This window comes from Streptomyces sp. LBL (assembly GCF_029893585.1).
GTDB lineage: Bacteria > Actinomycetota > Actinomycetes > Streptomycetales > Streptomycetaceae > Streptomyces.
In genome coordinates this window covers 120,724-146,066 of sequence record NZ_JARXYX010000008.1, presented here as the reverse complement: position 1 = coordinate 146,066, position 25,343 = coordinate 120,724, and the positions used below count along the sequence as shown (strand labels likewise).

Sequence of the window (25,343 nt, the reverse complement as noted above, 5' to 3'; positions counted from 1 at the left end):
CCATGGACTTCGGACTTGTCCTGCAGACCGACCCACCGGCCACGAAGGTGATCGAGCTGATGCAGCGTGCGGAGCGTAACGGCTTCACGCATGGCTGGACCTTCGACTCGGCGGTGCTCTGGCAGGAGCCTTTCGTCATCTACAGCCAGATCCTCGCCAAGACGGACCGCCTGATGGTGGGCACGATGGTCACCAACCCCTCCACCCGCACCCCGGAGGTGACCGCGTCGACCTTCGCGACGCTCAATGACATGTACGGCAACCGCACGATCTGCGGCATCGGGCGTGGCGACTCCGCGATGCGGGTCGCGGGCCGCACCCCCAACACCCTGGCCAGGATCAGCGACGCGATGCGCATCATCAAGGCGCTCGGTGCCGGCCAGGAGGCGGACCTTGGGGGTGCGACCATCAAGTTCCCCTGGGCGAAGGAGGGTTGTGAGGTTCCGGTCTGGATGGCGGCGTACGGTCCCAAGGCGCTGAAGATGACGGGGGAGGAGGCCGACGGCTTCATCCTGCAGCTGGCGGACCTGTACCTGACGGAGTGGATGGTCAAGGCGGTACGCGATGCCGCCGTGGCAGCGGGACGCGACCCGGCCGACGTGAAGATCTGCGTGGCGGCCCCCGGGTACGTCACCGAGGACGACTCGCCCGAGGCCCTCGCGCACGCCCGCGATCAGTGCCGTTGGTTCGGCGGGATGGTCGGCAACCATGTCGCGGACCTGGTGTCGAAGTACGGCGAGGGCACGGGCATGGTCCCGCAGGAACTCACCGACTACATCAAGTCCCGTGAGGGGTACGACTATTCGCACCACGGCCGCACCGGCAACCCGGACACGGCGTTCGTCCCCGACGAGATCGTCGACCGGTTCTGCCTGATCGGCACGGCGGAGACACACATCGAGAAGCTGAAGGCCCTGCGCGCGGTGGGGGTCGACCAGTTCGCCCTGTACAACATGCAGGACACCAAGGAGTCGGTGATCGACACGTACGGCGAGCGGATCATCCCCGCGGTCAACGCCTGACCTCACTCCTGCCACCCAGACGTCCCCTCCCCGCCGTCCCGGGGAGGGGACCGACGCACACCCGCACACCCGCACGGCCCATTCGCACCACCCCTCCCGTCCCCAACTCCCCTGAACGAATGGCCTGCTCATGACCGAAACCGCGATACCGTCCCCCTCGCCGACCACCGAGATCCCCGACGGCCGTTACGCCAACGACGACCTGAGCCCCGTACCGGAATCCCAGCGCACCTGGACGACCTACAATTTTGTGGCGCTGTGGATCGGCATGGCGCACTGCATCCCGTCCTGGACCCTGGCCTCTGGCCTGGTCGCGCTCGGCATGGACTGGAAGCAGGCGGTCCTCACGATCGCCCTGGCCAACACCATCGTCCTGCTCCCCATGCTTCTCACCGGCCACGCGGGCCCCAAGTACGGCATCCCCTTCCCGGTCCTGGCCCGCGCCTCCTTCGGTATCCGGGGTGCGAACCTGCCCGCGATGATCCGGGCGGCCGTGGCCTGCGCGTGGTTCGGGATCCAGACGTGGATCGGCGGCCAGGGCGTCTTCGTCCTGCTCGGCAAGATCTTCGGCGGCTGGGCGGACGCGTCGAAGGTGGGCGGCTACCCCTGGACGCTCTGGCTCTGCTTCGTCATCTTCTGGGCCATCGAACTGGCCATCATCTACCGGGGCATGGACACCCTGCGCCGCTTCGAGAACTGGGCGGCGCCCTTCGTGCTGGTCGGCGCGCTGGTCCTGCTGATCTGGATAGCGAACAAGGCGGGCGGCTTCGGCACCCTCCTGGACGAGCCGTCGAAACTGGGCTGGGGCAGCGACTTCTACAAGGTCTTCTTCCCGGGCCTGATGGGCATGATCGGCTTCTGGAGCACATTGAGCCTGAACATTCCGGACTTCACGCGCTTCGGACGCGGCCAGCGCGCGCAGATCTGGGGTCAGACCTTGGGCCTGCCCACCACCATGACGCTCTTTGCGCTGATGTCGGTGCTGGTCACCTCGGGCTCGGAGAAGGTCTACGGGGTGGCGATCTGGGACCCGGTCGCGCTCGCCTCGAAGACGGACAACACCTTCGGGCTGCTCTTCGCGCTGATCACGGTGTTCGTCGCGACGATCTCCGTGAACATCGCGGCGAACATCGTCTCGCCCGCGTACGACCTGGCCAACCTCGCCCCGAAACTGATCAACTTCCGTACCGGGGCGCTGATCGCGGGTGTGATCGGCGTACTGATCATGCCGTGGAAGCTGATCTCCTCGCCCCAGCTGTACATCTTCACCTGGCTCGGTGTGGTCGGCGGTCTGCTCGGCACGGTCGCCGGCATCCTGATCGCCGACTACTGGATCATCCGCCGCACCCGCCTCCACCTGGCCGACCTCTACACCCCGTCGGGCCGCTACTGGTACACGGGCGGCTGGAACTGGCGGGCGCTGGTGTCCTTCGCGGTCGGCGCGGTCCTGGCCGTCGGCGGCTCCTACTCCACCCTGGACGCGAAGGGGAGCAAAGCAGGTCCCTTCCCGGTCGACGGACTGATCCCCTTCCTCAAACCCCTTGCCGACTACGGCTGGGCCATCGGCCTCGGGTCCTCTCTGGTGTTGTACGCGGCGCTGATGGCGGGCTCCCGCGCAACTGAGCGCGGTTGACTGCGCTAAGGACCTTCCCGCCGACGGACCGCGAGGTTGAACGTGTCGCTCTGATGGCAAGGATTCAGCACCGCGTCAGGACGCCCAAGCACGTAGCTACCCCAGTCCCCCGACTGGGGTAGCGTGCTCGTTCTGGTGCAGGTAAGTGATGCCGAAGCCGCGTACCTCGCGGTACTGCTGGTACTTAATCGACAGATCGAATGCGTGGGCGGCCGGGGCGGGCCGCCCTCCGGGTCGGCTTCCGGCCGCCCTCCGGGCGCCCCCCGGCTCAGCTCTTCCCGCCGTCCTGCAACGGGGCGACCGCCTCCTTGGCGGCCTTGATGGCACCCTTGTTGATCTCGTCCGCGCTGGGCGCCTTCTTCGTCTCGAAGTCGCTGCCGTTGTACGTGACGGTCACCAGCGCGTTGGACACACGGACCAGCACCACGCCCTCGCGGGTCTGCTGCTTGTCCTCGGTGGCGAGGTTCACGACGGAGTAGCCCGAGTCGCCGACACCGGGCACCTCTCCGCCGCCGCTCTTCTCCGATACCGTCTCCTGGTACGACTTTTGCGCCGCGGCGTCCGACTCCACGATCTCGTAGGACACGTCCAGCCAGCGGTAGTCGTATCCCTTGAGCGCGTTCCAGGAACAGGTGCGGCGCAGCTTCGCGTCCGTGGACGGAATCTCCTTGCCGGCCGTCTTGGCGCCCGGAACGAGCGACGTGATCGTCTTCTTCGCCACGCTCGCGCACGGCGAGGGCGCGGCCGAGTACGCCTTCGAGGCCGCCGCTGTCGCGGGGGCGGAGGCGGAGGCGGGCTGGTTCGCCGTCTTCCGCTCCTCCTTGTGCTCGGCGGCGGGCGTCGCGGCGAACGGACCGGACGACATCGCCCAGCCCGCCGCGGCGAGCACGACGACAGGCGACAGACGCGCGGTGAGGGCGAGCGGCAGGGGCAGAGAACTGGAACGCACGTGCGCACATTTCGTGGGGGACGGTGCGGAGCGGGGTCCGCACTGCGGACGGGACGCCAGTCTCACACGACTCCCTGTGGGGCGGAAGAGCCAACTCGCTCCGTGGCTGCCCGGTGACTGTGGTGGTGCGCCGCCGGTGCGCCAAGTATCCGCTTATGTCCGGGCGATGGGGCGATGGGGCGATGGGGCGATGCGGCGGTGCGTCGATGGGGTGATGCGGCGGTGGAGCGCTGATTCGATGTGCTGATGGTTCGATGCCCTGATGGATGGTGTGTGGCCGCGCTCCACGTGGCGTCGGGCCGCCTCTGGCAAACGAGTGGCGGGTACGCCCGTTCGGCCCGCCCGTGTTGCTGTGCCTCGCCGGGGCTTCTGTGATGGGTCGGGGTGCTCCTGACGCCCTGTGGACTCGATCTTTCGGAGGTATCAGTGGCAATACGTCAATGGAGTGCGAGTGTGGCCGCTACGGCCGGCCTTGCCGGTTCCCTTCTGCTCAGTGCTCCCCCGTCCGCTGCCGTGGACACGCAGACATCCACCGCCCATCGCTCCCTGACACCGGCGGTTTTCGTTCCGCCGCCGGCGGGTGGCCGGACAGCCGACCAGGGCAAGCAGCGGCAACAGGACCTCCAGCCCGGAGCGGACGACCAGGAGACCCGCTGCCTGGGGCTGGTGCCGTCGCCCTACCCTTACGCACACACGCAATTCGAGTGCAACGACTGGCGGTTCGGCCCGGCCGAGCTGCCGCGTACCGGGATCCTCGGCACCATCCTCAAAGGCTACGATCGGTTCGGCACCCTCACCCCGGTGGAGTTCCTCAACAAGTGGTGGGACCCGATCGCCGACTCCGGGCAGGGCGACTGGAAGTACTCGCTGGTCCCCGACGACGGCTTCGCCCATGACATGAACGGGAACGTGATCGCGGCCGAGATCACTCTCAAGCCCGGCCAGCTCCTGGACCGCTTCGGCAACGAGTTCGGCAAGTTCCTCGCGCCGGCCGGTGCCAAGTACGGTGAACGCTCGATTCCGCCGTCCAATCTCAACACCCAGGACCCGCGGTACCCCTACGACTACCGCCTGTACCGGGTGAAGAAGGACACCCTCGTGTGTACCGGGCCTGTCGCCCCGGCGTTCGAGCAACCTGGCCTGGGCGTGCAGTACGTCACCTCGGTCTCGACCAAACAGACCAAGTACTGCCCGCACGTGAAGACCGGTGCGACAGTGAACTCCCTGGTGTTCAGCAAGAACCTGGAGCGCGCGAACTGACCGAACCGACCGACAACAGCTCCCGTCAACAACTGCTCCAGGGCAGAGGGGGCGACGGGCACGTGGAGGAGATGGCCTCGCGCTCTTTCTCCTCGGACTCTCCCCACGGCCCGTTTTGATGTTGGATGGGTCGACCGACGCACGCAAACACCGGGGTGAGAGATGCAGTTCACGACTCGGCCCACACTTCAAGGCACCTTCGGCATGGTGTCGTCCACGCACTGGCTGGCCTCGCAGTCGGCGATGGCGGTGTTGGAGGACGGGGGGAACGCGTACGACGCCGCTGTCGCGGGGGCGTTCGTGCTGCATGTGGTCGAGCCGCATCTCAACGGGCCCGCCGGTGAGGTGCCGATCCTGCTCGCCCCGGCGGGCGGGGAGGTGCGGGTGCTGTGCGGGCAGGGCGTCGCGCCGGCCGGGGCGACGGTCGCGCACTACCGGGGGCTCGGCCTGGAGCTTGTCCCCGGCACCGGGCCGCTCGCCGCCGCCGTTCCCGGCGCCTTCGACGCCTGGATGCTCCTGCTGCGGGACCACGGCACCAAGTCCCTCGCCGACGTCCTCACATACGCCATCGGGTACGCCGAACACGGGCACGCGCCCGTGGAGAACGTCGGGGCGACCGTCGAGACCGTGCGGGAGCTGTTCGAAACGGAGTGGACCACGTCGGCGGAGGTGTATCTGCCGGGCGGGAAGGCACCCCGGCCGGGCGAGCTCTTCCGTAACCCGGCCCTCGCCGCCACCTGGAAGCGACTCCTCGACGAGGTCGCCGGGGCCGGCGGCAGGGAGGCGCAGATCGAGGCCGCGCGGGAGGTGTGGCGCACCGGGTTCGTCGCCGAGGCGCTGGTACGGCAGGCGCGGCGGCCCACCATGGACACCAGCGGCGAACGGCACACCGGCACGCTCACGGCGGCCGACCTCGCCGGGTGGTCCGCGACCTACGAGGTGCCGGCGACGTACGACTGGAACGGCTGGACGGTGTGCAAGGCCGGCCCCTGGAGCCAGGGCCCGGTCCTTCTCCAGCAGCTCGCCCTGCTCCCGCCCGAGCTGCCCCGCCACGGCTCCGCGGACTACGTCCACCTGCTGATCGAGGGCTGCAAGCTCGCCATGGCGGACCGGGAGGCCTGGTACGGGGACGCGGCCGAGGTGCCGCTCGACGCGCTGCTGTCGGACGCGTACAACGCGGGGCGGCGGGAGCTGGTGGGGGAGAAGGCCTCGTACGAGCTACGGCCCGGCAGTCCGGGCGGGCGCGCGCCCCGGCTGAGCGGCCACGCGCGCGTGGTCGCCGATGACGAGCCCGGCTTCGACGGGCTGGGCGTCGGGGAGCCGACGGTCGCGATCCGCGACGTACTCGGCGCCGGGGAACCCACTGTCGCCACGTACCCCACGACGTCCGCCATCCCAGGGGAACCGGCCCCGGGGGAGCCTGAGGTGGACGCCCTCGACAGTGCACGTGGCGTCGCCCTCGACGTCGGCGCCGACGGCCGCACCCGGGGCGACACCTGCCACCTCGACATCGTCGACCGCTGGGGCAACATGGTCGCCGCCACGCCCAGCGGCGGCTGGCTGCAGTCCAACCCCGTCGTGCCCGAACTGGGCTTCCCGCTCGGGACCCGGCTGCAGATGACCTGGCTGGAGGACGGCCTGCCGAACACTCTCACCCCTGGCCGCCGTCCCCGCACCACCCTCACGCCCTCGATCGCGCTGCGCGACGGGGTGCCGGTGATGGCGTTCGGGACGCCCGGCGGGGACCAGCAGGACCAGTGGCAGCTGCATTTCTTCCTCGCGGTCGCGCTGCGGGCCCACGTCCGCGGCGGGCTCGACCTTCAGGGCGCCGTCGACGCCCCGAACTGGCACAACGACAGCTTCCCCGGCTCCTTCTACCCCCGCGGCATGCGACCGGGCAGCGTCACGGTGGAGTCCCGGACGGCCCCGGACGTCGTGGAGGAGCTACGGCGGCGCGGGCACGACGTGACCGTGGGCGCCCCGTGGTCGGAGGGACGTCTGTGCGCGGTCGCCCGGGATCCGCGGACCGGCATCCTGTCGGCGGCGGCGAACCCGCGGGGCATGCAGGGGTACGCGGTCGGTCGCTGAGCCCGACGTCGGCCTCGCTCGCAGCGCCGGCGTACGGCATTCCTGGTGATCCGCCGGGTTCCGGTATTCATGGTGATTCCACCCGCTGTGCACCGGACGGGCGGGGATTGTCAGTGGCGCGTGCTCTCATGGAGCCATGATCGGAGACAAGGAAACCATCGACGAGTTTCTCGCCCACCACTCGGCCGCCGTGGAGGAGGCCGTCCGCAAGGCGGCCGCGGCCGAGATCATGCCGCGCTTCTGCCGGCTCGCCGCGCACGAGGTCGACCAGAAGACCGGCCCGCACGACCTGGTGACGGACGCCGACCGCAACGCCGAGCGGTATCTCACCGAGGCGCTCGGTGCCCTGCTGCCCGGCTCGGTCGTGGTCGGCGAGGAGGCGGTGCACGCCGACCCCATCTCGTACGAGGCGATACAGGCCGACGCCCCGGTCTGGATCGTCGACCCGGTGGACGGCACACGGCAGTTCGTGCACGGCGACACCGGATTCTGCACGCTGGTCGCGCTCGCCCGACGTGGAGTCCTCCTCGCCTCGTGGACGTACGCCCCCGCCCGTGACCAGATGGCCACGGCCGTGCGGGGACAGGGCGCGTTCCTCGACGGCGAGCGGCTGATACCGGGCGCTCCGGAGCCGGGCCGTGAGCTGCGCGTGGCTCACTCGCACCCGGACTACACGACCGAGGAACAGAAACAGGACCTGCTGGGCCTGTGGACCGAGGGCGTGGCACCGCGCGCGTGCGGCTCGGCCGGCCTGGAGTATCTGGCCATCGCCCGGGGCGAGTTGGACGCCACGGCGTTCTCGTGGGAAGCCGCATGGGACCACGCGGCCGGACTGCTCCTGGTGGAGGAGGCGGGCGGCGCCCACCTGACCCGCTCGGGCGAGCCGTTCCGCATCACCGGCCACAACACGCTCCCGTTCACCGCGGCCCGCGACGCGGCCACGGCCCGCCGGGTGGCGGAGCTGCTGGGGGCGCGGTAGCGCCTGGGCTGTCACGGAGGGGTAGCCCCAGCTGTCACGGATGCGGTAGCCCCAGCTGTCACCGACGCGATAGCCCCAGCTGTCACCGACGCGGTGCTCGCTGCCGCTGAAGCCCTGCCCCCACCACCGGCGACGCCCCCGCTCCACCCTGTCCGTACTCCGTCATATCCTGATCCTCACAGGCCGTCGGCTGACGAAGGAGTCCGAAGGTGCCGTCGATGCTCGATGTGGTCGTGGTGGGTGCGGGGCCGAACGGGCTGACCGCTGCCGTGGAGCTGGCCCGGCGAGGCTTCTCCGTGGCCGTCTTCGAGGCTCGGGACACCATCGGCGGGGGCGCCCGCACCGAGGAACTCACCCTCCCCGGCTTCTGGCACGACCCGTGCTCTGCGGCCCACCCGCTCGCGATCAGCTCCCCCGCGTTCCGCGCGATGCCCCTGGAGCGGTACGGCCTGGAGTGGCTGCACGCCGACCTGCCCATGGCGCACCCCTTCACCGACGGCACCGCCGCCGTCCTGGCACGGTCGGTCGGCGAGACGGCGGCCTCGTTCGGACCGCGCGACGCGGGCACCTACCGCAGACTGGTCGAGCCGTTCCTGCCCCGGTGGGACACCCTGGCCCGGGACTTCATGTCCCTGCCGTTGACCGCGCTGCCCCGCGACCCGGTCACCCTCGCCCGGTTCGGCCTCGTCGGTCTGCCCCCGTCGACCTGGCTGATGCGCCGCTTCCGCGACGAGCGGGCCAGGACACTGTTCGCCGGTCTCGTCGCTCACGTCATGGCCCCGCTCGGCGGCTTCGCCACCAGCGCCATCGCCCTGGTCTTCGCCCTCGCCGCGCACGCCCGCGGCTGGCCGGTGGCCCGTGGCGGCTCCCAGGCCGTCTCCGACGCGCTCGCGGCCTACCTCAAGGACCTCGGCGGCACCGTCCACACCGACTACGAGGTCAAGCGCCTCGACGACCTGCCGCCCGCCCGCGCGTACGTCTTCGACACCTCGCCCACCGCCCTGGCCCGTATCGCCGGCTTCGGCAGCTACTACGCGAACTTCCGGTACGGCCCGGGTGCCTTCAAGATCGACTACGCGCTGGACGGCCCCGTGCCCTGGACCGCGCCCGAGGCGCACCGGGCCACCACCGTGCAGATCGGCGCCGACAGCGCCGAGATCAACGCCGCCCTGCGCGCGGCGTCCCGCGAGGGCCGCGCACCCGACAAACCCTTCCTGATCACCGTGCAGCCCAGCGTCGTCGACCCGGGCCGGGCCCCGGCCGGCAAGCACGTCTTCTGGGCGTACGGCCATGTCCCCAGCGGCTGGACCGGCGACCTCACCGACGCCATCGAACGCCAACTGGAGCGCTTCGCCCCGGGATTCCGCGACCGCGTCCTGGCCCGCGCGACCGCCGGACCCCCCGAACTCGCCGCCCGCAACGCCAACTACGTCGGCGGCGACATCGCCTCCGGCGCGGTCTCGGGGCTCCAGACCCTGCTGCGCCCCAAGCTCTCCCTGTTCCCGTACGGCACCCCGCACCCGGCCGTCTTCATCTGTTCGTCGGCCACCCCGCCCGGGCCCGGGGTGCACGGCATGTCGGGGCACAACGCGGCCAAGGCCGTCTGGAGGAGGCTGCGCGGAGCATGACCACGCTCACCCTCGTCCAGGGCGACATCACCCGGCAGAGCGCCGACGCCCTCGTCAACGCGGCCAACTCCTCCCTGCTCGGCGGAGGCGGCGTGGACGGCGCCATCCACCGCCGGGGCGGCCCCGCGATTCTCGCGGACTGCCGCCGACTGCGCGCCGGTCACCACGGCAAGGGACTGTCCACCGGCCAGGCCGTCGCGACGACCGCGGGGGACCTGGACGCGCGCTGGGTGATCCACACCGTCGGTCCGCGCTACAGCAAGGAGGAGGACCGGTCGGAGCTGCTGGCCTCCTGCTACCGGCAATCGTTGCGCGTCGCCGACGAGTTGGGCGCCCGGACGGTCGCGTTCCCGGCCGTGTCCGCCGGCATCTACGGCTGGCCGCTGGAGGACGCCGCCCGCATCGCGGTGGAGACGGTGCGGGCCACGGACACGGCGGTCGAGGAGGTCCGGTTCGTGCTCTTCGACGAGCGGGCGTACGAGGTGTTCGCCGGCTGGGTGGGATGACGAGCCGTCGCTACGCCGCGTCGGGCATGACCCGCTGGTAGGACGACGATGCGTGCGGTGTCGACGACACGTGCGGTGTCATGGTCGGGTGCAGCAGGCCGGTCTCGTAGGCGAAGATCACGGCTTGGACGCGGGTGCGTGCGCCGATCTTGGTCAGGATGTGGCTGACGTGGGATTTGACGGTCGTCGGGGCGATGGAGAGCCGTTCGGCGACCTCCGCGTTGGAGCATCCTGAGGCGACCGCTGTGAGCACGTCCCGTTCGCGCCCGGTGAGGGCGTCGAGCCGGGGCGCCGGGGCGGGCACCGAGACGGGGCGCTGTCTTCGGACGATGTCGATGAGTTCCCGGGTCAGGCCGGAGGAGATGACGGCGTCTCCGACGGCGACCGTGTGGATGGCCGCGGTCAGTTGGTCGGGGGTGGCATCCGGTTCGATGAATCCGCCGGCCCCGGCGCGCAGAGCGGCGGCGACGTAAGGGTCGTGCCCGGTGGGGTTCAGGAGGAGCACGCGGGAGGACCGGGTGAGACGGCGGACCGTCTCGATGCCGCCCGTACCGAGACCGCGGCCGTCCATGAGGACCACATCCGGTCGGAGTCGGTCGGTCAAGGGAATAGCCTCGGCTTCGTCGGCTGTTTCCCCGACGACGGTCAGACCGGGGCGGGCCGCCAGGAGCATGCGCAGACCGAGTCGCTGCAGAGCCTGCTGGTGGACGATGAGTACGGTGATCATGCTCCCCCCTTCTGAACGAAACGGTTTCGTTCACCTCGATGGCGTCAGCCTAACCCCGGCATTATCGAAACGGTGCCGTTTTTGTTGTGGCCTGCGTCACATGCGTGCCAGGCGGGGCGTGCCACACGCAGGACATGCAGGCCCTCCTCGCACGCAGGCCCCGTGTCGCAAGAGGGCCCCGTGTCGCATGCGGTCGGGAGTCATGTGCTGATGCGACCCACACTCCCTCGACCAACAGGACCGCACAAAGTCCGACAGGATCATTGCTTCGATTGTGTGCGAGTTCTAGGGTTTCCTGGCTGACGCACCCTCAGTCCGCGCACCCCACTGTCGAACCGAGGAAGGCCCCGCCATGCCGCACCCGCACGTGCCCCACGCCGACCGTCCGCTCGTCAGCCGCCGCCGTCTCCTGGAAGGCGGCGCCGCCGTGTTCGGCGCGCTCGCCCTGTCCGCGTCGCCCGGCCTCGCACGGGCGGCCGGTCCGCGCGCGGCGGCGGACGGATCGCCGGAGTGGAACGGCCACATCGACGTCTTCCGGCTGGGTGCCGAGCCCGCGCACACCACCCTCATGCCGTACCAGGACGTCAGACAGGCCCTGGCCGCCGACCGCACCCGCTCGCCGTACCGCCTCAGCCTCGACGGCACCTGGAAGTTCGCCTACGCCGACCGCCCCGACGACCGGGACATCGACTTCCACCGCACCGACGTCGACGACCGCGACTGGGACACCATCCCCGTCCCCTCCGCCTGGCAACTGCACGGCTACGACCGTCCGATCTACATCAACATCACGTACCCGTGGTGGGGCCCCAACGGTCAGGGCGAGGAGGCGCAGCCGCCGGCCGTCCCCACCCGGTACAACCCGGTGGGGCAGTACCGGCGCACCTTCACCGTCCCGCGGGACTGGTCGGGACGGCGGACGTTCCTGCACTTCGAGGGCGTGAAGTCCGCCCACTACGTGTGGATCAACGGGGAGTTGGTCGGCTACCACGAGGACTCCTACGACCCCGCCGAGTACGACATCACCCCGCACCTCAAGCCCGGCACCAACCAGATCGCCGTCGAGGTCTACCGCTACTCCGACGGCGACTGGCTGGAGGACCAGGACATGATCCGGCTGAGCGGCATCTTCCGCTCGGTCCACCTCTACTCCACGCCCGCCGTGCACCTGCGTGACTTCAAGCTGGACACCCCGCTGAGCGACGACTACCAGGCCGCCGAACTGTCGGTCACCGCCGGGGTGCGCGACTACGGCGGCAAGGGCGCCGGTCAGTACTCCGTCGAAACTCAGCTGTACGACGGGAACGGCCACCCCGTCTGGTCCCGCCCGTTGCAGCAGACGGTCGCACTGGACTCCGGCGCCGAGACGACCGTACGGGCCGCGAAGGCCGTGCCCGCTCCGCGCCTGTGGTCGGCCGAGCACCCGAACCTCTACACCGCGGTGCTCCAGCTGCGCGACCCGGCCGGCAAGGTGATCGAGACCCTCTCGCACCGGGTCGGTCTGCGCGAGTTCGCGCTCAAGGACGGGCTGATGCGGATCAACGGCAAGCCGGTCTCCTTCCGGGGCACCAACCGGCACGAGATGCATCCGGTGCACGGCTCGGCGCTCACCCGCGCGGACCTCGTCGAGGACATCGGCCTCATCAAGCGGCTGAACATCAACAGCGTCCGCACCTCGCACTACCCCAACAACCCGTTGTGGCTGGAACTTGCCGACGAGTACGGCCTGTACCTCGTGGACGAGACCAACCTCGAGACGCACGGCATCCGGGACGAGTACCCCGGCGACCACGCCGAGTGGACCGCGGCGTGTGTGGCCCGGGCCCAGAACATGGTCCACCGCGACAAGAACCACGCCTCGGTCGTCATCTGGTCGCTGGGCAACGAGGCGGGCGGCGGCAGCACCTTCAACGCCATGCACGATTGGATACGCTCCTACGACCCCACCCGCGTCATCCAGTACGAGGGTGACGACCGCCCGGAGATCAGCGACCTCCGCTCCAAGATGTACGAAAGCCCCTCCCGCGTCGAGGCACGGGCGCAGGACACCGGCGACACCCGGCCGTACGTGATGATCGAGTACTCCCACGCGATGGGGAACTCCAGCGGCAACTTCAAGAAGTACTGGGACATCGTCCGCCGCCACGACGTGCTGCAGGGCGGCTGGATCTGGGACTTCGTCGACCAGGCCCTGAGCTGGCCCACCCCGACACGCAAGCTGCTCACCGAGTCCGGGCCCGCAGCCCTGCGCGGCGAGGTCATCGCCCCCAGCGGCACCTTCGCCCGCGGCACGGGCGTCCTCGGCGGCACCGTCTTCCCGCGCGACGAGAGCCTCGACCTCACCGGCTCACTCACGCTCGAGGCGTGGGTCACCCCGCACGTCACCGGACCCCACCAGCCGATCCTCGCCAAGGGCGACACCCAGTACGCCCTGAAGCAGTCCGGCGGGACCCTGGAGTTCTTCATCCACGGCGGCGGCGAGTGGGTCACCGCGAGCTGGGCGTTGCCGGACGACTGGTCCGGACGCGAGCACCACATAGCCGGCGTCTTCGACGCGGAGGCCGGCACGCTTACCCTTCACGTCGACGGTTCGGTGCGGGCCACCCGCAGCACCACCCGGCGCCCCGGCATCAACTCGGCGCCGCTGGCCCTGGCCACCGACGTCGACAACCCGACCCGCGAGTTCAGCGGCACCATCCGGCGGGCGCACGTGTACGCCCGGGCCCTGAGCGCGGCCGAGCTGGCCTCCGACGCCCGTGGCCCCGGCGGCGACGAGGTGCGGTTCTGGTTCGACGCCGCCACCGTCGGCCTCACCGAGAAGCGGCCCCGCGACAGGACGTTCCTCGCCTACGGCGGCGACTGGGGCGACAACCCCAACGACGGGGCGTTCTCCGGTGACGGCATCGTCACCGCAGACCGCGGCCACACCGGCAAGGCGGCCGAGGTCAAGCAGATCTACCAGGCGATCAACGCGGCGCCCGCGTCCGGCGACACCGTCACCTCGGGACGGGTCACCCTCACCAACGAGTACCTGTTCACCAACGTCCGTGAATTCGACGGCAGTTGGTGGCTCGTCGCCGACGGCAAGGTCGTCCAGCGCGGCAAACTGAGCCGCGACCAGCTCGACATCGCCCCGCTGACCAGCAAGAACATCACCATCCCGGTGCGGCTGCCGGCGAACCCGGCGCCCGGCACGGAGTACTTCCTGCACCTCTCCTTCACCACCAAGGCGCCCACGAAATGGGCCGAGGCCGGCTTCGAGACGGCCAAGCAGCAACTCCCCGTCGACGCGAGCAGCCCGGCCGTGAAGCCCGTACCCCTGGAGAGCGTCCCGGCGCTGCGCCATGAGGACACCGGAAAGGCCGTCACCGTCCGGGGCCGGGGATTCTCCGTCACCGTCGACAAGAGCAGCGGGACCATCACGTCGTACGAGGCCGGAGGCGTCCGGCTGATCACCTCGGGGCCCGTGCCGAACTTCTGGCGGGCGCCGACCGACAACGACCGGGGCAACAGCCAGCACACCCGCAACCAGACCTGGCGCGACGCGGGTTCCCGGCGCGAGATCACCGACGTCACCGTGCGTGCCCTGCGCGACAGGGCCGTCGAGATCAAGGTCAGCGGCACCCTGCCGACGACCGTCGAGTCGACGTACACCATCACGTACACCGTCTTCGGCAACGGCGAGGTCAAGGTCGACAACACCCTGCACCCGGGCGCGTCGAGCCTGCCCTACGTCCCCGAGGTCGGCACCCTGCTGTTCCTGCCGAAGCATCTGGACCGTCTGCACTACTACGGCCGCGGTCCCGAGGAGAACATGTGGGACCGCAACCACGGCACCGACGTGGGCCTGCACTCCGGCACCGTCGCCGGGCAGTGGACCTCCTATCTGCGTCCGCAGGAGAACGGCAACAAGACCGACGTCCGGTGGGCCGCGCTGACCGGACGCGACGGCGTCGGGCTGCTGGTCAGCGGGGAGCCGCTCATCGAGGTCAGCGCCTCGCACCTGACTCCGGAGGACCTGTCGGTCGGGGCACGTCACGACTACCAGCTCACGCCGCGCGACGAGGTCGTCCTGCGCGTCAACCACCGGCAGATGGGAGTCGGCGGCGACAACAGCTGGGGGGCTCACACGCACGACGAGTACAAGCTCCTGGCCGACCGTGACTACGCCTACACCTACCGGCTGCGTCCATTGCGGGACGTCGACGGGGCGACGGCGGCCTCACGGCGGCCGACGGCGACGGAGTAGCCGCGCGGCGGGCGGTCCTTCGCGGTGCCGGGGCCTGGGGACGGTGTCCCCAGGCCCCGGCACCGGCGCAGGCCCCGGCACCGTGACGGCGGGTCTGTGGTGCCCCCTGGCCGCCGCCATGGGCAGCACCCCGCTCTGCGCACCACCGGCCATGGGCGGCACCCCGCCAGGGGCACCTCCCCCGGGACGAACGCAGGTGCCGGTCGCGGGCAGGCAGATGTCGTATTCCTGCCAGCCGGGCCACCCCACCGTGCTCGATGCTGGACGCATGCAGAACGGGATGCACCACGAACGGGAGCGCTGCGTACGCGCCGTCCAGTCGAAGGACGCGCGCTTCGACGGCTGGTTCTTCACCGCCGTCCTGACCACCCGCATCTACTGCCGGCCCAGCTGCCCGGTCGTACCGCCCAAGCCCGAGAACATGACCTTCCACCCGAGCGCGGCGGCCTGCCAGCAGGCCGGATTCCGGGCCTGCAAGCGCTGTCGCCCCGACACCAGCCCGGGCTCCCCCGAGTGGAACCAGCGCGCCGACCTGGTGGCCCGGGCCATGCGTCTCGTCATCGACGGGGTCGTGGACCGCGAGGGCGTCCCCGGACTCGCCGCCCGGCTCGGCTACAGCACCCGGCAGGTCGAACGCCAGCTGCTCGCCGAACTGGGTGCGGGCCCGCTCGCGCTCGCCCGCGCCCAGCGCGCCCAGACCGCGCGTCTGCTCATCGAGACGACTCCGCTGCCGATGGCGGAGGTCGCCTTCGCCGCCGGGTTCTCCTCGGTCCGTGGCTTCAACGACACCGTGCGCGAGGTCTTCGCCCTCTCCCCGAGCGAACTGCGCGCCCGGGTGCCGAGGAAGAACGCCCTGTCCGCTTCTGGCGCGTTCGCCCCGGCCGCCTCTGGTGGGCTCGCTCCGGCCGCCGCGGGCGCGCTCGCCCTGCGCCTCCCCTTCCGTGCCCCCCTCAACCCCGACAACCTCTTCGGCCACCTCGTGGCGACCGCGGTCCCGGGTGTCGAGGAGTGGCGCGACATGAGGCGGGCGGGCGGCGCGGATCGCCCCGACAAAGGGGCGGTGAGGGCAGAGGCAGGAGAGATGGCAGAGGCGGGAGACGGGTGGGCGTACCGGCGCACGCTGCGACTGCCGAACGGCCACGGCATCGTCGCGCTCACCCCGCAGCCGGACCACATCGCCTGCCGCCTCGCCCTCAGCGACCTGCGCGACCTGACCGTCGCCATCAGCCGCTGCCGCCGCATGCTCGACCTGGACGCCGACCCGGTCGCGGTCGACGACCACCTGCGCACGGACCCGGTCCTCGCCCCGTTGGTCGACAAGGCCCCCGGCCGACGCGTCCCGCGCACGGTGGACGAGGCGGAGTTCGCCATGCGCGCGGTCCTCGGCCAACAGGTCTCGACGGCGGCGGCCCGCACCCACGCGGCCCGCCTGGTCACGGCGTACGGCGACCCGGTGGACGACCCCGAGGGCGGCCTCACCCGCCTCTTCCCCACCCCCGAGGCGCTCGCCGCGCTCGACCCCGAGTCACTCGCCATGCCCCGTACCCGCCGCACCACTTTCACCACTCTGGTGGGCCAACTGGCCGACGGTACCCTCAACCTGGGCGTGGAGAGCGACTGGACCCAGACCCGCGCCCAACTCCTCGCGCTCCCCGGCTTCGGCCCCTGGACGGCCGACGTCATCGCGATGCGCGCCCTCGGCGACCCCGACGCCTTCCTCCCGACCGACCTCGGAATCCGCCGCGCCGCCCAGGAGTTGGGCCTGCCCTCGACCCCGGCCGCGCTCACGGCCCGGGCGGCGGCCTGGCGGCCCTGGCGGGCGTACGCGGTCCAGTACCTGTGGGCGACCGACAGCCACCCGATCAACTTCCTTCCCACGCAGGGTGTTTCGTGATGAGCTCGACCAAGCAGCACACCGTGATCGACAGCCCCTACGGCGCCCTGACCCTCGTCGCCGACGACGGCGTCCTGTGCGGCCTTTACATGACCGACCAGCGCCACCGCCCCGCGGAGGAGACCTTCGGCGCCCGCGCCGAAACCGCCTTCGCGGCGGCCGAGGAGGAGCTGGAGGCGTATTTCGCGGGCGAGTCGGAGGAGTTCACCCTCCAACTGAGTCTGCACGGAACCCCGTTCCAGCGCAGCGTCTGGGAACAACTCCGGAAGATCCCTTACGGCGAGACCCGCACCTACGGCGAACTGGCCGACGCCCTCGGCAGCCCCACCGCCTCCCGCGCGGTGGGTCTCGCCAACGGCAGGAACCCGATCGGCATCATCGTGCCCTGCCACCGCGTCGTCGGCGCGAACGGCAGCCTCACCGGATACGGCGGCGGCCTGGACCGCAAGCAGCGCCTGCTGGACTTCGAGAGCGGAACGGCGCTGTTCTAGCCGCGCCTGCGGTCCTGGCTGTACCGCTCAGGTCAGCCGGCGCGCTGCGCCGCGCTCCACGCATCACTCGTTGCCCTCCGGGTCTCCCAACACTCCGTTCTAGCGGTTCTGGAGTGTGGCCGTGGTGGCATCGGTGCTGGTCAAGGGCGAGAACGTCAGGAACTCTCTGGTCCCCAAAGAGAGCATGACGACTACCCGCAACCCCCTGGTTGGGACGGACTACACCGAGACCCTTCGGGGTGTGCGGTGCGTCAGGCTCTCGGTACTCACTGACGAGACCACCAGCCCCGAGCGGCAGCGCGAACCCGACGACATCGCAGCGGCAGCCCTCGGAATCGACTTCGGCGAGGGTGACGCGCTCCGCGAAGCCGTCGACCTGGACGTGAGCGCGTCCGCGTTCGGCCCCTTCGACCGTCCGCAACTCGGCGGATGGCTTGCCCGTCCGGACGAGTACGACGCGCTTGTCTGGTGGCGTTTTTTGACCGTGCCATCCGGTCCATGAGCCACATGCGCGGATCTAGCCGAGCTGGAGACCCGCGAAAAGGTCGACCCGCAACGCGTCGTGCCCCCCACGGGCCGCACGTTCGCGGACGAGTGGACGGACGCGGACACGGCGGGCCAGCGAGCCATGCTCATTGAAGCGGGGGTGCGGCTGGACGTCCAGTGTGGCGGATGGCGGAAGCTGGACACGTCCCGCGTGGACTTCACCATGACGGGTGAGCTGGACCCCGCAGCGGAAGTCGTGCCCGTAGCCGCTGACACCGAAGCCGAAGCCAACGGCACGGACGTTCCCCCGATGCCCGGTGCCGTGGCACAGCTTGCGGAGACCACGGCTGTGCATCCAGCTCAAAACAGGGCAATTGCCAATCCCACGAACAGCGCAGCCGAGACGACCCCAAGAGCGATGTAAACAACCCTGGACCACTGCTCAGCACTCACCGAACTCTCCCCTCCCTGGACAACTAGCCCAATAATTCTATGTCCGTGACACCCCAAATGGGGCGCTCACGAGAAGAGAAGATGCCAGCGCCCCCTGTACGCCCGTGAGCATGCGGTGTATTGACTGCACCGAGCCCGCCACTCACCGGGGCCGCTGCGAGGGTCACCACCAGGTCTACGAACGACGCGCTTCGGTACGTGCTCGGCGAGTCCGCCGGGCGGTACTGGTCCGAATGTTCTCGGGGGCCGCTCGGCTCCGTGCTCTGGTCGGTGCCCGTGGTGGTGCTCGCGGTGCGGCTCGCTCGTCCTCGCGAACGTGGTGGACGTGGACCATGTGCAGCCGCTCGCTCTCGGTGGCGAGGACACGGACGGGCACGTTCAACCGCTATGTCACGCATGCCGTTTGATCAAGAAGGGTGAGGACTTTCCGTCCGTTCCAGTGCCCCGCTGAGGTGCACCAGCCCGGCACCAAGAGCCAAGAAAGCGACCCCGAGCCAGGCAATGGGGTTATTGGGGACATGGTGCACGCTCACATCAACCCCCTCGGGGTGGAGTTCGAAGGCATGGGTTCGTGAACGAGCGTTGCCGCCGCCACTCGTGTTCCTGGTCATGGACGCAGGACACCGTGTCTCGGGCGGTACGTCAAGTTCCGCAGATACCGGGGCGATCAGATGATCAAAAACGAACAGCGCGCCCGATCCGGCATCGGTCACCGGGACGTGAAGTATGCGGCGAGGCCGCTTCCCGTGGCTGTGGCGACGGCTGCCACCAGCCATCCGGGGACGCGATGGACGGTCACGTGAAGCACATTGCCGCAGCGGAGTTCGAACGGGGGACGCTGCTGGGTGCTCTCGGTGCTTCGGGTCATGCAGCAATCCAACACAACTTGTGCCGAAAGCACACCCCACTTCGGCCCCTTTCCTTGCCCCGCTCTCACCCTGTTCTGGAGGTGATCCCTCATGCCGCGAAAGCCCCGCCCCCGTGCTCGGTACCCGGCAGCCCGGAACTGACCACGGGCGGACGCTGCCCCAAGCACACCAAGGAAGCGGAGCAGCAGCGCGGGACGACCGCGGGGTTCTCGTCAGTCGGCGTCGGGCCCTCGGACAAGCAGGTCATCACCGGCCGGGAAGCGGGCCGAGCCGCCCTCCTCCCAGGTGACCACCACAGCTAACCCGCCCATCGGACCCCGGGCGGTCGTCGTCTTCTTGACCGTGCGCCACACGCCCTCGTAGCCGATCACGTCGCCCGAGGTGACGAGTGCCGCGCGCTTGGTGGGCAGGCTTAACCGTTCCCGTCGACGGGCTTGATACGGGTCAAAGGGGCCTCCCACTCGATGCCACCCCCTCTCGGGCGCACGTACGCGGTGAGGCTGATGATCTGTCCGGTCTCCTTGACGCGTTCCTCGATCACGCCTTGCAGCTCGCCCTGACATTCCGTCTCAACGTCTTCGACGAAAGTGCCTTGCGGGTACGGCAGTCTGCCGTGGCTGAGCATTGTCGTCGGATTCTCGTGTGTTGGTGCCATGACCCCTCGTCCCACTTGCGCATACCTGTCTCACACAAGAGAACTGCCATCGTGCAAAGCGGACTTGCACACCTCTTGCACAACAGCAGGGCGCTTGAGTGGCCACGGTGAGACGATGGGACGTAACGGAAGTCGAGTGGGGAAGACGCACAATATGAGCGCGACCATGATTCCCGGACCCGGAGCGAACGTGGCCGTCTGCCGCAAAGCGCGCGGCTTCAGCCAGGTTGCCCTTGCCCGGCGGGCAGGCGTGTCCGTCTCGCTGCTCAGCAAGATCGAAGTCGGCGACCGCGCGCTGACCCAGGGCGTTGCTGCCGCTCTCGCGCAGGCTATGGGCTTGACCCTTGATGAGCTGCTGGGCACGGCTCCGGTCGAGCGCACAGACGAGAACAGCCTTGCCGCCCTCAACTACGTCATCCGGCGGTTCGACATCCCAGACGCGCCACCGGCCCACCCTGAGGACCTGCCTCGCGGGCTGGCCGAGCTGAACGAGCACCGCTATCGGACCGAGCTGTCGGCGGTGCTGCGGAAGCTGCCCGGTGTGCTGGCCGACGCGACCATATACGCCCACGCCGCCCAGTCGCCCGCCGCCTGGACCCGTGTCGCCGACGTGTACTCGGTGGTCTATTGGCTGGCCGCCCGGCACCGGTGGATGCATCTTGCGGAGTTGGCCGTCATGAAGCAGCGGCTGGCCGCCGAGCGTGCCCACCCGATCGCCGCCACGGTGGCCGCCCGAGACGAGGCCGGGGCCTTCCTCAATTCGGGTGACTTCGGGGGCGGGATGGCCATCGTGGACCGCGCCATCGTCGAGGCCGAGTCAACCCTTGAGGGACGCGACCGCGCGTTCGGCCTGGGCATCCTGCACCTGCGCGGCCTGACCTTGGCCGGTCGGCTCAAGGACAAGGCCGCAGCCGAGGAACACATCAGGGCAGCTTGGCGGACGGCCGAGGCGTACGGCGAGGACGGCGACGAGCACGGCATCCACTTCGGGCCGGACCAGACGGCCACCCATGTCATCTCGACGTTTTCCGACATGGATCAGCACCGCCGCGCGCTGGACACTGCCGACGACCTGATCCGGGGCGGCACCTCGCTGCCCGCCACCCGCATCGGCCCCCTGCACATGAACCTGGGCCGGTCGCATCTCGCGCTGGGTGACCGTGACTCCGCGCTGGCGTCCCTTGAGGAGGCTTGGAACGTTGCCCCGCAGATGGCGCGGGTGCACCCGACAAGCCAAGAGCTGATGCGCGTGCTGACCTCGCTGCACCGCCGCAGCAACCCACGCCTTACCAGGCTTGCCAAGCGCGCGGGCGTGCCCTTCTGACCTACCGGGAGAGTTCTCGATTCGGCGAGGTCGCGCGGCCGACGACCGGCTCGAAGATGTCCGTCGCTCGCATGACTTCACCAAGCTGGCGTACGCCTCGTCGGCCTTGGTCGATCGTGGGGGCTCCGCTGTCAGCCGACCCGGTGGCCGTTCTCCAGCTCCGCCGTCCCGGCGCCCCCGTCGAGGACGTCCAGCGCGGCCAGGACGCGGCGGCCCAGCGAACCCTGCAGATACTCGGTGAGTTCCTCGCGCGGTACGAGCCGCCAGGACAGGAGTTCCTCCTCCTGGAGCCGGATCGCCTTGAAGTCGTCCTCGCCGAGGACCCCTCCGTCGTACAGGTAGGCCACCACCGGCGGCCGGGTGGTCCCGTGCACCCAGTCCACCGCGAGCAGCCGGCCCAGCTCACGGTCCAGGCCGATCTCCTCGGCGGTCTCGCGGCGCGCGCCCTGGCGGGGGGTCTCGCCGTCGTCGGACTCGATGGTGCCGCCCGGAAGCGCCCAGCCCTCACGGTAGTTGGGCTCGACGAGCAGTACCCGTCCCTCGGCGTCCTGGAAGAGGGCGGCGGCCCCGGCGAGGACACGGGGGAGTCCCGCGATGTAGGCGGCGTAGTCTTGAGTGGTGGTCATCCCGGAAGCGTAACCAGCTTCCCCGGGCCCTCCGGCCGGGCCACGGCTACAGCTCCGGCTCCGTCTGTGCCAACCGCACCGTCCGCTCCGCCAGTGCGCTGATCCGTACCCCGTCGAAGCCGAACACCGCGCTGCGGACCGTGTCCTCCAACGGGTCCTTCCACTGCTCGGGGATGGCGTCCGCGCCGGTCAGTACGCCGGCCACCGAGCCCGCGGTCGCACCGTTGGAGTCGGTGTCCAGCCCGCCGCGCACGGTGAGCGTGATGGTGCGGGTGAAGTCGCCGTCGCCGTACAGCAGCCCCGCGGTCAGCACGGCGGCGTTCGGGACGGTGTGGATCCAGCTGAGCCCGGCGGTCTCCTCGGCCACTGTGGTGAGCGTGTCCTCCCAGGTCATCCGGGTGTCATGGAGCGAGACGACCCGCCGTACGGTACGCGCGAGGCGACTGCTGCCCGGGATGACGGCGAGCGCCTGGTCCACCGCCTGCCGTACCGACCCGGCTGTGAACGCCGCCGCGATCAGCGCCGCCGCCCACATCGCGCCGTACACCCCGTTGCCGGAGTGGGAGAGCACCGCGTCCCGGCGGGCGAGCGAGGCGGCGCGGCGTGGGGCGCCCGGGCTGGTCCAGCCGTAGATGTCGGCGCGGATCAGCGCCCCGATCCACTCCTGGTACGGATTCTCGTACGTCGCCGTCAGCGGCGGCTTCAGCCCGTTGGCGAGGTTGCGGTACGCGACGCGCTCCGCCGTGAAGGTCTGCAGATACGGCAGCCGCAGCAGCCACAGGTCGCCGATCTGCTCCGTGGTGAAGCCGAAGCCGTGGGTCTCCAGGAGGTCGAGGCCGAGGATGGCGTAGTCGATGTCGTCGTCGCGGCAGCTGCCGTGGATGCGGCCGCGCACGCACTGACGCCACTCGGGACGCAGCGCGCAGCCGTCGCCCTCGCCGACCGGCTCCGGCAGATAGTCGGTGAGCGGCAGGGCGTCGGCCTGCCGGAGATAGCGGTCGATGCGGTCCCGCGTCCAGAGGTCGCCCTGCTCGACCGGCTTGCCGAGCATGTTGCCCGAGATCCGGCCGAGCCAGCCTCCGAGGACGCGGTCGGCGAGCTGTGACTCAGTGCCCACGGGGTTCATAGCTCCGGTCTACCCGATTCCGGGAACGACCGCGCGGGGTCCGGACCATGCACACAGTGCGTTCCCGGACGCCGTCCACGGGCCGATTCGGGACTCCGTCCACGGGCCGGTCGGGAATGACGGCGAAGGCGACCTCCGGTTAAGGTCGCAGCGGCGCGACTGGCCCTGACGTGCGTCGGGCCTGGAGAGCAAGGGGATGTCAAGGTGGCGAACGCTGGAGTGAACGGTGCCCAGAGGGTGCTCATCGCCGCGGACAAGTTCAAGGGCTCGCTGACGGCCGTTCAGGTCGCCGAGCGGGTCACGGCCGGGCTGCGCAACGTCCTGCCCGACCTCGCGGTCGAGTCGCTGCCGGTGGCCGACGGCGGCGACGGGACGGTGGACGCGGCGGTCGCGGCCGGTTTCCAACGGCGTGAGGTCCGGGTCGCGGGGCCGCTCGGCCACGAGGTGACGGCCGCGTTCGCGCTGCGCGGCGACACCGCGGTCGTGGAGATGGCGGAGGCGAGCGGGTTGCAGCGGCTGCCCGCGGGCGTCTTCGCACCGCTCACGGCCTCCACGTACGGCTCCGGCGAGCTGCTGCGGGCCGCGCTGGACGCGGGGGCGCGGACGATCGTGTTCGGGGTGGGCGGCAGTGCCACCACGGACGGCGGCGCCGGCATGCTGTCCGCGCTGGGCGCGCGATTCCTGGACGCGGACGGGGAGCCGGTGACACCAGGCGGCGAGGGCCTTGCCGCCCTGGCGTCGGCCGACCTGTCGGCCCTGGACCCACGCCTGGCCTCCGTCGACATCGTTCTCGCGAGCGACGTCGACAACCCGCTGACCGGCCCGAAGGGCGCACCCGCCGTCTACGGCCCGCAGAAGGGTGCCTCGCCGGACGACGTGCGGGTGCTGGACGAGGCACTCGCCCACTACGCGAACGTGCTGGAGAAGACGGTGGGGCCGCGGGCCGCGGAGTACGCCGCCTCGCCCGGCGCCGGCGCCGCGGGCGGCATCGGATTCGGCGCCCTGCTCCTCGGCGCCCGCTTCCGCGCCGGTATCGAGGTCATGCTCGACGTCCTCGGCTTCGCGGCCGCTCTGGAGGACGCGACGCTGGTGATCACCGGCGAGGGCTCCCTGGACGAGCAGACTCTCCACGGCAAGGCACCCGCGGGCGTCGCGGCGGCGTCCCGTGCGGCGAACAAGGAGGTCATCGCGGTGTGCGGCCGCCTGGCCCTGCGCCCGGAGGCCCTGGGTCGCGCCGGAATCCGCCGCGCCTATCCGCTGACCGATGCCGAGCCGGACGTGGCGACGTGCATGGCGGACGCCGGGCCGATCCTGGAGCGGGTGGCGGAGGGGATCGCTCGGGACTTCCTGACCTGATCCCGAACACCTTGGCCCACACGAGGGAGCGGCGCTTCCAGCGAGGTGCACCTCGACGCCGGGTGCGGACAAAGCGAGCAGACAAAGCGAGCAGACAAAAGCGCCGTCAAAGCGCCGTCAGAGCGAGCAGACAAAGCGAGCAGACAAAGCGAAAGGCCCCGAACCAACCCAACCCGGTCCGGGGCCCACCACATCACCGCTCGTTACGGAACCTGCGCCGCCCGAGCCTCCCGCCGATTGTCGCGGAACGTGTTCACCCGCCGAGCCGTCGCGAACAGCGGAATCACCGCCCCCATGACCAGCTGCAGCGCACACCCCGTCTGCAGTAGCAGCTGCCCGCCGGGCGCGTCGAACGCCCACGCCGCCAGCAGCCCCATCGACAGCACGATCCACGAGAGCATCGCCACCGCGAGGCGCCCCCGCGGCTTCGGGTACTCCACCCGGCTCACCATGAGCCACGCCGTACCGAGGATCGCCAGCAGCGTCGCCACGAACGGCAGCTCGAGGAGCACGATCGAGACCACCGTCAGCGCGCCGAACGGCGACGGCATGCCCTGGAAGGTGCCGTCCTTCACCGTGACGCACGAGAAGCGGGCAAGTCTCAGCACCACCGCCAGCAGCACCACGATCGCTCCGACCGCCGCCACTCGCTGGTACGCGTCGTCCGCCACCATGCCGTAGACGAGGACGAAGTACGCCGGGGCCAGACCGAAGCTGACCAGGTCCGAGAGGTTGTCCAGCTCCGCACCCATGGGGGAGGAGCGCAGCTTCCGGGCCACCAGCCCGTCGAAGAGGTCGAAGACGGCCGCGCACAGCATCAGGATGACCGCCGTGGCCGCGCTGTTGCGGGCCATGCCGGATTCCTGGCTGTCGGTGAGGTGCGGGATCAGGATCCCGGTGGTGGTGAAGTACACCGCCATGAAACCGCATGTGGCGTTGCCGAGGGTGAGGGTGTCCGCTATTGAGAGGCGGAGAGAAAGGGGCATCTCCTCCTCGTCGTCCACCTCGTCTGCCTCAGGCAC

General features: G+C 70.2%; 21 protein-coding genes. 13 read left to right on the top strand and 8 right to left on the bottom strand.

Translation table 11 applies throughout. The features are described from left to right. The first annotated feature begins 2 nt into the window (after positions 1-2). On the top strand, positions 3-1,022 hold the full coding sequence (locus tag M2271_RS12085; RefSeq protein WP_280887151.1) for a TIGR03842 family LLM class F420-dependent oxidoreductase: 1,020 nt from the start codon (positions 3-5) through the stop codon (positions 1,020-1,022). A 130-nt stretch (positions 1,023-1,152) separates the two neighbouring features. After that, entirely contained in the window at positions 1,153-2,655 is a 1,503-nt protein-coding gene (locus tag M2271_RS12080; protein WP_280887150.1) for an NCS1 family nucleobase:cation symporter-1, read from the top strand. 268 nt (positions 2,656-2,923) lie between these two features. Here M2271_RS12080 and M2271_RS12075 read toward each other — a convergent pair whose 3' ends face one another. Continuing rightward, positions 2,924-3,604 carry a hypothetical protein gene (locus M2271_RS12075; protein ID WP_280887149.1) on the bottom strand — a complete coding sequence of 227 codons (681 nt, stop codon included), beginning with the start codon at positions 3,602-3,604 and terminating at the stop codon, positions 2,924-2,926. A gap of 513 nt (positions 3,605-4,117) precedes the next feature. Between M2271_RS12075 and M2271_RS12070 the strand changes: the two genes are divergently transcribed. The 5 genes from M2271_RS12070 (at position 4,118) to M2271_RS12050 (ending at position 10,065) form a co-directional block, all read left to right on the top strand. Beyond that, complete coding sequence (locus M2271_RS12070; protein WP_280887148.1) at positions 4,118-4,864, top strand: TNT domain-containing protein; 747 nt, start codon at positions 4,118-4,120, stop codon at positions 4,862-4,864. Positions 4,865-5,026: 162 nt separating this feature from the next. Continuing rightward, on the top strand, positions 5,027-6,952 hold the full coding sequence (locus M2271_RS12065; RefSeq protein WP_280887147.1) for a gamma-glutamyltransferase: 1,926 nt from the start codon (positions 5,027-5,029) through the stop codon (positions 6,950-6,952). Positions 6,953-7,088: 136 nt separating this feature from the next. Further along, the gene (locus M2271_RS12060) at positions 7,089-7,931 is read left to right on the top strand and encodes an inositol monophosphatase family protein (protein ID WP_280887146.1); all 843 of its coding nucleotides are present in this window, start codon (positions 7,089-7,091) and stop codon (positions 7,929-7,931) included. A 218-nt stretch (positions 7,932-8,149) separates the two neighbouring features. Further along, positions 8,150-9,559, top strand: a complete 1,410-nt coding sequence (locus M2271_RS12055; protein ID WP_280887269.1) for an NAD(P)/FAD-dependent oxidoreductase — start codon at positions 8,150-8,152, stop codon at positions 9,557-9,559. Next, complete coding sequence (locus M2271_RS12050; protein ID WP_280887145.1) at positions 9,556-10,065, top strand: O-acetyl-ADP-ribose deacetylase; 510 nt, start codon at positions 9,556-9,558, stop codon at positions 10,063-10,065. Before M2271_RS12055 ends, M2271_RS12050 begins: the two co-directional genes overlap by 4 nt. 10 nt (positions 10,066-10,075) lie before the next feature. On the opposite strand, the gene M2271_RS12045 is transcribed toward M2271_RS12050, so the two are convergent. Beyond that, positions 10,076-10,792 carry a response regulator transcription factor gene (locus M2271_RS12045; protein ID WP_280887144.1) on the bottom strand — a complete coding sequence of 239 codons (717 nt, stop codon included), beginning with the start codon at positions 10,790-10,792 and terminating at the stop codon, positions 10,076-10,078. Between the two features lie 352 nt (positions 10,793-11,144). Between M2271_RS12045 and M2271_RS12040 the strand changes: the two genes are divergently transcribed. The 4 genes from M2271_RS12040 to M2271_RS12025 all read left to right on the top strand — a co-directional run bounded on the left by M2271_RS12040 (position 11,145) and on the right by M2271_RS12025 (position 17,928). Further along, a complete protein-coding gene (locus M2271_RS12040) occupies positions 11,145-15,041 on the top strand; it encodes a glycoside hydrolase family 2 TIM barrel-domain containing protein (protein WP_280887143.1) in 3,897 nt (1,298 codons plus the stop codon). A gap of 268 nt (positions 15,042-15,309) precedes the next feature. After that, positions 15,310-16,935, top strand: a complete 1,626-nt coding sequence (locus tag M2271_RS12035) for an AlkA N-terminal domain-containing protein (RefSeq protein WP_280887142.1) — start codon at positions 15,310-15,312, stop codon at positions 16,933-16,935. Then, on the top strand, positions 16,935-17,426 hold the full coding sequence (locus M2271_RS12030; RefSeq protein WP_280887141.1) for a methylated-DNA--[protein]-cysteine S-methyltransferase: 492 nt from the start codon (positions 16,935-16,937) through the stop codon (positions 17,424-17,426). The genes M2271_RS12035 and M2271_RS12030 overlap by 1 nt, the downstream gene beginning before the upstream one ends. A gap of 121 nt (positions 17,427-17,547) precedes the next feature. Further along, the gene (locus tag M2271_RS12025) at positions 17,548-17,928 is read left to right on the top strand and encodes a hypothetical protein (protein ID WP_280887140.1); all 381 of its coding nucleotides are present in this window, start codon (positions 17,548-17,550) and stop codon (positions 17,926-17,928) included. Between the two features lie 15 nt (positions 17,929-17,943). Here M2271_RS12025 and M2271_RS12020 read toward each other — a convergent pair whose 3' ends face one another. From M2271_RS12020 to M2271_RS12005, 3 genes are all read right to left on the bottom strand, one after another. Next, the gene (locus M2271_RS12020; RefSeq protein WP_280887139.1) at positions 17,944-18,267 is read right to left on the bottom strand and encodes a hypothetical protein; all 324 of its coding nucleotides are present in this window, start codon (positions 18,265-18,267) and stop codon (positions 17,944-17,946) included. An 807-nt stretch (positions 18,268-19,074) separates the two neighbouring features. Then, entirely contained in the window at positions 19,075-19,233 is a 159-nt protein-coding gene (locus M2271_RS12010; RefSeq protein WP_280887138.1) for a hypothetical protein, read from the bottom strand. A 213-nt stretch (positions 19,234-19,446) separates the two neighbouring features. Next, positions 19,447-19,695 (bottom strand): hypothetical protein, encoded by a 249-nt coding sequence (locus M2271_RS12005; RefSeq protein ID WP_280887137.1) that lies wholly within the window; start codon positions 19,693-19,695, stop codon positions 19,447-19,449. Between the two features lie 384 nt (positions 19,696-20,079). Here M2271_RS12005 and M2271_RS12000 point away from each other — a divergent pair, with 384 nt between their 5' ends. Continuing rightward, positions 20,080-21,213: a helix-turn-helix transcriptional regulator gene (locus tag M2271_RS12000; protein ID WP_280887136.1), complete on the top strand. Its 1,134-nt coding sequence runs from the start codon at positions 20,080-20,082 to the stop codon at positions 21,211-21,213. A 131-nt stretch (positions 21,214-21,344) separates the two neighbouring features. Here the strand turns inward: M2271_RS12000 and M2271_RS11995 are convergent, their stop codons facing one another. After that, positions 21,345-21,839 carry an NUDIX hydrolase gene (locus M2271_RS11995; RefSeq protein WP_280887135.1) on the bottom strand — a complete coding sequence of 165 codons (495 nt, stop codon included), beginning with the start codon at positions 21,837-21,839 and terminating at the stop codon, positions 21,345-21,347. Between the two features lie 46 nt (positions 21,840-21,885). Further along, on the bottom strand, positions 21,886-22,965 hold the full coding sequence (locus tag M2271_RS11990) for an ADP-ribosylglycohydrolase family protein (RefSeq protein WP_280887134.1): 1,080 nt from the start codon (positions 22,963-22,965) through the stop codon (positions 21,886-21,888). A 204-nt stretch (positions 22,966-23,169) separates the two neighbouring features. Between M2271_RS11990 and M2271_RS11985 the strand changes: the two genes are divergently transcribed. Then, positions 23,170-24,321, top strand: coding sequence for a glycerate kinase (locus tag M2271_RS11985; RefSeq protein ID WP_280887133.1), 1,152 nt, complete (start codon positions 23,170-23,172; stop codon positions 24,319-24,321). Positions 24,322-24,524: 203 nt separating this feature from the next. Here M2271_RS11985 and pssA read toward each other — a convergent pair whose 3' ends face one another. Further along, positions 24,525-25,343, bottom strand: coding sequence for a CDP-diacylglycerol--serine O-phosphatidyltransferase (pssA, locus tag M2271_RS11980; RefSeq protein ID WP_280887132.1), 819 nt, complete (start codon positions 25,341-25,343; stop codon positions 24,525-24,527).

Bases quoted from the DNA above. Each gene is read 5' to 3' on its own strand.
- M2271_RS12030 (WP_280887141.1), top strand. From the start codon at position 16,935: ATGAGCTCGACCAAGCAGCACACCGTGATCGACAGCCCCTACGGCGCC.
- M2271_RS12060 (WP_280887146.1), top strand. From the start codon at position 7,089: ATGATCGGAGACAAGGAAACCATCGACGAGTTTCTCGCCCACCACTCG.
- M2271_RS12035 (WP_280887142.1), top strand. From the start codon at position 15,310: ATGCAGAACGGGATGCACCACGAACGGGAGCGCTGCGTACGCGCCGTC.
- M2271_RS11990 (WP_280887134.1), bottom strand. From the start codon at position 22,965: ATGAACCCCGTGGGCACTGAGTCACAGCTCGCCGACCGCGTCCTCGGA.
- M2271_RS12040 (WP_280887143.1), top strand. From the start codon at position 11,145: ATGCCGCACCCGCACGTGCCCCACGCCGACCGTCCGCTCGTCAGCCGC.
- M2271_RS12010 (WP_280887138.1), bottom strand. From the start codon at position 19,233: ATGACCCGAAGCACCGAGAGCACCCAGCAGCGTCCCCCGTTCGAACTC.
- M2271_RS12050 (WP_280887145.1), top strand. From the start codon at position 9,556: ATGACCACGCTCACCCTCGTCCAGGGCGACATCACCCGGCAGAGCGCC.
- M2271_RS12080 (WP_280887150.1), top strand. From the start codon at position 1,153: ATGACCGAAACCGCGATACCGTCCCCCTCGCCGACCACCGAGATCCCC.
- M2271_RS11995 (WP_280887135.1), bottom strand. From the start codon at position 21,839: ATGACCACCACTCAAGACTACGCCGCCTACATCGCGGGACTCCCCCGT.
- M2271_RS12065 (WP_280887147.1), top strand. From the start codon at position 5,027: ATGCAGTTCACGACTCGGCCCACACTTCAAGGCACCTTCGGCATGGTG.
- M2271_RS12045 (WP_280887144.1), bottom strand. From the start codon at position 10,792: ATGATCACCGTACTCATCGTCCACCAGCAGGCTCTGCAGCGACTCGGT.
- M2271_RS12055 (WP_280887269.1), top strand. From the start codon at position 8,150: ATGCTCGATGTGGTCGTGGTGGGTGCGGGGCCGAACGGGCTGACCGCT.
- M2271_RS12020 (WP_280887139.1), bottom strand. From the start codon at position 18,267: ATGCACAGCCGTGGTCTCCGCAAGCTGTGCCACGGCACCGGGCATCGG.
- M2271_RS12085 (WP_280887151.1), top strand. From the start codon at position 3: ATGGACTTCGGACTTGTCCTGCAGACCGACCCACCGGCCACGAAGGTG.